6 protein-coding genes are annotated in these 6,582 nt (G+C 41.3%); 2 read left to right on the plus strand and 4 right to left on the minus strand.

From position 1 onward, the window contains the following. Positions 1-70 precede the first annotated feature (70 nt). Both I3249_RS12705 and I3249_RS12710 read right to left on the minus strand, forming a co-directional pair. Positions 71-538 carry a BLUF domain-containing protein gene (locus I3249_RS12705; RefSeq protein WP_238070199.1) on the minus strand — a complete coding sequence of 156 codons (468 nt, stop codon included), beginning with the start codon at positions 536-538 and terminating at the stop codon, positions 71-73. A 438-nt stretch (positions 539-976) separates the two neighbouring features. Continuing rightward, a complete protein-coding gene (locus I3249_RS12710; protein ID WP_238070200.1) occupies positions 977-1,483 on the minus strand; it encodes a hypothetical protein in 507 nt (168 codons plus the stop codon). 299 nt (positions 1,484-1,782) lie between these two features. Between I3249_RS12710 and I3249_RS12715 the strand changes: the two genes are divergently transcribed. Continuing rightward, positions 1,783-2,613, plus strand: a complete 831-nt coding sequence (locus tag I3249_RS12715) for an HAD family hydrolase (protein ID WP_238070201.1) — start codon at positions 1,783-1,785, stop codon at positions 2,611-2,613. Between the two features lie 203 nt (positions 2,614-2,816). Here the strand turns inward: I3249_RS12715 and I3249_RS12720 are convergent, their stop codons facing one another. Then, the gene (locus I3249_RS12720; RefSeq protein WP_238070202.1) at positions 2,817-3,644 is read right to left on the minus strand and encodes a 3-oxoacyl-ACP reductase; all 828 of its coding nucleotides are present in this window, start codon (positions 3,642-3,644) and stop codon (positions 2,817-2,819) included. A gap of 375 nt (positions 3,645-4,019) precedes the next feature. Here I3249_RS12720 and I3249_RS12725 point away from each other — a divergent pair, with 375 nt between their 5' ends. Further along, positions 4,020-5,153 carry an extracellular solute-binding protein gene (locus I3249_RS12725; protein WP_238070203.1) on the plus strand — a complete coding sequence of 378 codons (1,134 nt, stop codon included), beginning with the start codon at positions 4,020-4,022 and terminating at the stop codon, positions 5,151-5,153. An 81-nt stretch (positions 5,154-5,234) separates the two neighbouring features. Here the strand turns inward: I3249_RS12725 and I3249_RS12730 are convergent, their stop codons facing one another. Then, entirely contained in the window at positions 5,235-6,446 is a 1,212-nt protein-coding gene (locus I3249_RS12730; RefSeq protein ID WP_238070204.1) for an FUSC family protein, read from the minus strand. Positions 6,447-6,582: the final 136 nt, after the last annotated feature.

Below are 6,582 nucleotides of genomic sequence, written 5' to 3' on the forward strand. Positions count from 1 at the left end.
TTGGCATATCTATTAAGTAAGTAGCGTTCAATAATATACGTTGTGTCTTATAACTACTTTTGCAAGAGGTCTATTCAGCATTTTCAAAAACCGCATTCAAGAAGCTTTCAATCTGAGGGCTTCTCATTAGGTAAGGATTGTAGTCAGAGCCTGCTGAAAAATTCTTTAGGGCATGCTCTTCATCTTCAACGCTTGAGGTTAGATGTTTAACTAAAAACCCTTTCCATTGACGCGACTCGACTTCCTCTATATTCACAATATTAGGGACAATAGTTGAATGCTCGTCAAGTATCTTTTCCAAGGCAGTATTGATAGCAGGTCTTGTTCCTTGGAAACTTTGAACGAAATAACCTTCGCTAATGACTAAAGCTGAAACGATATCGTTTTCTTCAAAATATCTACGCCAGTACTCAAGTGCGCGAGTCAGCTCAATCCCAGAATCTAGATCAACATTTTTGGCGATATATGTCATGTGGATAAGAATATGTTCGCCATGCCTTTTTCTATCTTCTGAAGGTTGGCTTGTCGTTATGTTCATAAGAAACCTTATTTATAAAAAATTCATTCAAATCAAGGTATACTTTAAGATAAAGTATAATTAATAACGTTTTTTATCATTTGCTATGATTTTTTTAGATTTATAACATAGAAGTTTCAATGATATAGCATACCGATATCCATAGTAGTAAAATTATACTACAAAGTTGTCACGTTCAGTATCTTGGCATTATTCCAATAGTTAACAAGTCTAATCTATATTCTCCTATAGCCCTGCCTCAACGCACTTATACGACTAAGTCATGTTTAGTTGTAGACTAAACTCTACAAGCATTCATCAGGGTCTGTCATGTTTATTAAGTTAGCGTATTTATAGGTATATAAAACATAACCTACCCTCAATAAACAGCCGTCTACGCTATATATAAACAGTTTTGTATAAACGACTTTGTTGCATACTAATTGAATAGCTAACGTATCAATACCGACCCATCTCAACTGTTGTCTCAGCAAGTACCGAATCGCCTTGCCATGCTTGTACATCTACCGTATATAGATGGTCTTTACCACCAGAGCAAGGCGGCTTATATGCACCGCCCGCCTCACCTTTACGGTTACGGTATTCTGCAACCATCTCAATACCGACTGGTACTTCGTAAGTATGACCGAATACTTGTGGCACTTCTGCGCTCGTAGCACCCTCTGGTAACGCGAACTCGACGATACCATGGCCACCATGCTGCATACGTTTGTTGCTTACATCGTTATAGACGAATACCAAGCTCTCCGCGCCTGCCGGAATGTTTGAAACAGTCATGCTAGGCGTGGCTGGACTTTTGCCATCATAATTCAGACATTGCTGCCCCTCAGGTACTTTTTTGCCATCCCAAGCGGCATCATTAAATTCAACATCCATTGCAAAAGCATTGGCAGATAAAGCCAAGGTTGCCAAAACTGTAACCGATTTTAAGGTAAAGAATTTCATACTTGTTCCTTTAGGTAGCCGATGCATTAATAACGATAGTCCATCTTATTTGGTAGATTAATTTTGATAATTGAATATAACTTTATAATAAATGAACATGGTTAAGTTAATCATATCGTTTAGCATTTTTGTTAATCCTCTGGACAAGCAATGAGCGCTTCTACAGGCTACATACAAATACTGTCTCAATAAGCATGCTTGCAGCATCGTAGGTTACTCGATAGGTATTTATCTGATTGGGTATGATGTAGTAGTATCTGAGTCATTGTATCTACACGATTAAAAATAATAGGATCATCATGTTTATCGAAGATAAGATTGCCAAAGAAAGTATGACTACTAAGATTTCGACCCCAAAAATCATCTTTTTTGACATCGATGATACCTTAAGCCGTAACGGCATTATCGCTGAACACAATAAAGCGACGCTTGAGCAGCTTGCAGATACCGATATTAAACTAGTGATTTCGACTGGTCGCTCTAAAGCCATATTGCCTGAAGACATTTTAGCGTTGCTTGATGCAGATATATTGGACGCCATTATTTGTATGAATGGACAATATAGTTTTGATAAAAGCGGCCGAATCAGCCACTACCCGCTAACGGCTGAACAGACAGATAAAATCGTACGCCTGTGTCAGCAGAGTGATTTGATTCATAAGTTTGACTCTGCCACTCATATCGCGTGGTCAGGTGAAAATGAACGTTTACGCGAGTTCAATGCTGTCACGCCCAATTCGATCCTTGACCCTGAGTACTACAAATCAAATACTGTCTATCAGTGCTCGGTATTTTTTAACAATCAGCAAGAAAAAATGCAGGATATCGACTTTGCCCAATATGATTTAAAACTGGTACATTGGCATCAGATTGGTGCCGATATATTGCCAGCAGAGGCATCAAAAGCCCGCGGCATCAAAGATATGTGTGAGTACTATGCAGTAGATGCAAGCGAATGTATGGCATTTGGTGATGGTATGAATGACCTAGAGATGTTCGACTTGGTTGGGTTTGCTGTGGCCATGGGAGATGCGCAGCCAGCTTTAATAGAACGCGCTGACTTTGTCACTGGGACGATTGAAGAGTATGGTATTCAAACCGTGCTTAATCAGTTAGCAATGAAGTCGTAAGACTGTTCAGGCAGATAAAGCCATTAATGTTCATCTAATTAACGTTCATTTAAAAAAAGCCCTTACTAACCGATTAGTAAGAGCTTTTTATTATGGTCTAATTTTATATAGAAAATATAAATAAAATCTTTAGCAATGATGATTCAATCACATTGACGATCGTTTTGTTCTTCTACAAATCCAATAGAGCGTTAAGGCCTCAATTAAGGCATGGTTAAGCCACCATCGACAGCGATAGATTGTCCAGTAATAGCCATGCTCAAATCAGATGCCATGAGCAATACTGAATTGGCAAAGTCAGCTACCGAAGTCGCTTGGCGCAGCGGCGTCGTAGTCGCGATATAGTCAAATACCTCTTCAGTGGTTAAGCTGCTTGCGTCGGTGGTTTTTAATAAGCCACCTGCTAGCAAATTAACCCGAATACCATACTGTCCAAGCTCGCTCGCTAGGTTGCGGGTCAGTCCAATCAATGCTGATTTAGCCGTGGTGTAATCATAATAGGTAACCACTGGGTTGTAGACAAGATTGGTCGATATATTGATGATTTTTCCTACTTGCTGCGCTTTCATTTGCGGCAGCACCGCTTGTACTGTATTGACTGCGCCTTTAACAATACCATCCATTTGTTGTGAAAAATGCGACCACTTTACTGTTTCGATACTGGTGTACGCAGCGCTTGGATTGAACTGATAATTCGGCAAAGCATTATTGATCAGTATATCGATACGTCCATGACGAGTGATGACTTCAGCTGCCATGGCTTGTACTTGCTCAAGATCGGTGACATCCGCCTGATAAGTAAATGCTTGGCCACCTGTCGCGATGATATCAGCCACTACTGCCTCAGCAGCCTCTTTACTATTGAGGTAGTTGACGCAAACGATAGCGCCTGCTGCTGCCATTTGCTGTGCAATCTGTGCACCAAGCCCCCGACTGGCACCAGTGACTATGGCAACTTTATCCGTAAGCAATGCCGGTATAACTGAGTGGCTTTTATTCAAGGCATTTTGAGTTGAGGTACTTTCGGTCATTGTGCTGTATCCTTTATTATTATGGTATGGTTGGCGGCTTAGAGCCAAAGGCTTATACTTACTTAGATGATATTCGTCATACTTCGGCCTGCGCCAATCATAGCATGGTTATATGCTATCTTTTTTCGATTCGACGTTAGCAGCTCGCTAGCAATTCTACCCAAAATTAGCTGTCATTAAGTTAGTTTTACTACTCATCTCATTAGCCCAACTGGCTATTTTTATTAGTATTATTGAGCATTACCTTAGTAACAACCCTTTAATTTGTATAAATTAATGACCATAATGGTTTTATTGGCCATGTCAGGCTTTTATCTTTTTGACTTTTTTATTGAATTTTTCTGATTTGCATTATCTTTATTTAGGAGAGATATTTTGACCCATTTATCATCGTCCCATCCAACTACTCACACCTCGGCTAGTGTCGGTCTTATAGTGCCAAAAGCATTATTAGCAGCGGCTGTCGGCTTGGTGCTTGCCAGTTGTAGCAACTCTGACAATGCAGCGGATGGCAGTTCTGCGGCGAGCAATGAGACGCTGAACCTTTACAACTGGTCAGAATATATGCCGCAAGAGATTTTAGATGGTTTTGAAGAAGATACTGGCATCTCAGTTAATTACACCACATTTGACTCTAACGAAGCGATGTATGCCAAGCTCAAACTACTCGATGATTCTAGTCAGTATGACTTAGCGATTCCATCGACTTATTATGTCGAAAAAATGGCGAAAGAAGGACTACTGCAAGAACTAGATAAATCTAAATTGAGCAATTTCAAAAACCTTGATACCTCATTTACTAATACCAAAGTCGATCCTGATAACAAATACTCTATCCCTTATATGTGGGGCAGCACCGGTCTAGCCATTAACGGTGACAGTGTCGATCCAAAAACTGTCAATAGCTGGAATGACCTATGGGATCCTAAGTATAAGGGTCAGGTGATGCTGACTAATGATGTGCGTGAAGTCTTTGGTATGGCACTGCTGACTCTTGGCTACTCAGGTAACAGTAGTAATCCTGACGAAATCGAGGCCGCTTACGATAAGCTCACCACGTTGATGCCAAACGTCAAAACTTTTAACTCTGATGCGACACGTATGCCATATATCGAAGGTGAGACGGCACTTGGTATGACATGGAATGGTGAAGCAGTCATGGCCAATGACGAAGGTTTGACCAGCTTGGTTTATAAGTATCCAACCGAAGGCGCTATCTTATGGATGGACAATTTTGTCATTCCAAAAAATGCCAAACAAGTTGATGCAGCACATAAATTTATTGATTACTTGTTGCGTCCTGAAAATGCAAAAATCGTCAGCGAAGAGATCGGCTACGCATCACCGAACATAGCAGCGCGTGATCTGATGGATGAGAGCGTCCAAAACAATCCAACGATTTATCCTTCTAAAGAAGTATTAGCAAAAGCTGAGTTCCAAGAAGATGTGGGCGATGAGGCATTGCAAGTGTATCAACAGTACTGGGATAAGCTAAAGACTGGTCGTTAATAGTTTTGATTTAGCACTTTAAAATAAAGTAGTCTTTGAAAAATAAAAACGCTGATCCTAAATGGTCAGCGTTTTTTTGCGCTATAAATGTAAATCCGTCTCGCCGCCCTGCTCTTTCATTCGGCGCTGCTCGCGGCGTTGATAGCCCAGACCGGATGCAGCAAACCAATGCGGTTTCGATGTTTGCAGTAAATCACTCAGCTGCTGCAACTGAGTTTGCAAGGTTTGGGTCAACCAAAAATAGCCCTGCCACTCAAATGCTAGGTGCTGTACGCTTGGATACTCTGAGACGGCGATTCGAGTAATGGGCCGGAATACTTCGTCACTTGGACTACGTAATACCGCTGCCATATGCTGCATCGCTTGGGTTAGCTCATGCTGATAATGTACCAATAAAACATGATTTTCTTCATCAATTTCGATATTTGCCAAGCGCGGTGCCGCACTTAACAGTAAGTCAATCGTCCCGATAATATTACGATGGGTACGTTGAATTGTCTCTAGCGTTTCCTTTTCAATACCTGACTCACTGGCCGTCGCCGCGATATGGGGTCGCACAGCCAGCAGACGTTTATTAATCTGTTGTAACGCTGTGACCAACGCTCTATCAACGGGTACTTCTTTAACAGGAAAAGCCACTGGGTTTAACTTTTGAACAGAGTCGTCCACCACTCCATCCGTCGCGTCAATATGATGACCTACGCCTGCATAGAGACTACTACAAGCATCAAGATTACTACTCAATAAGAATCGCCACATCAACGTTGATTTGAGCGGCAAAATCAGCGTCACTGCTACCGAAACGCCTGTCCCCAGTAAGATATTTAGCGCGCGGTAGATACCATCTTGACCAATGCTATTATTGCCTAAATCAGAGACAATCATCAGCATAGTGATACCCGTTAGTAGTCCTGTATACCCAAGCTGCCTGACGGCTAGATAGCCAATGATGCCGCTGAGCAGACCAATGAGCGCATAGTCCACCCATAGCCATGCGCCTGCATTTTGAATGAACCATAACACCCCAAGCGCAGTACCAATACCTAATAAAGTACCGATTACGCGCTCTTTCGCCTTAGTATAAATAGCACCTTGGTATTGCAATAACCCTAGAATAATGAATACTGTAATGGTCGTCCATTCACCGTGCGGAAGATTGGTGATTTTATTGACCAATAAAGCCAATATCACAGCCGTGCCTAGGCGTGTGGCATGTAAAATATCTGCATGTTGGTAGCGAACATAGGGTTCGACAAATGGAGCAATAATACGCTGATAAAGGGTGGGTTTCACGCAAGGCTACTCTTTTTGGGTGGAATATTTAAGTGAGACATTCTAATAAAGTATTATTAAAATAGACCTCTTGCAAAAGTCATAATTTAAGCTCGGAATTAATGATACCAGCAAACAGCTTCATTCTAAGATCATA

Source organism: Psychrobacter sp. Ps1 (assembly GCF_022129425.1).
Lineage (GTDB): Bacteria > Pseudomonadota > Gammaproteobacteria > Pseudomonadales > Moraxellaceae > Psychrobacter.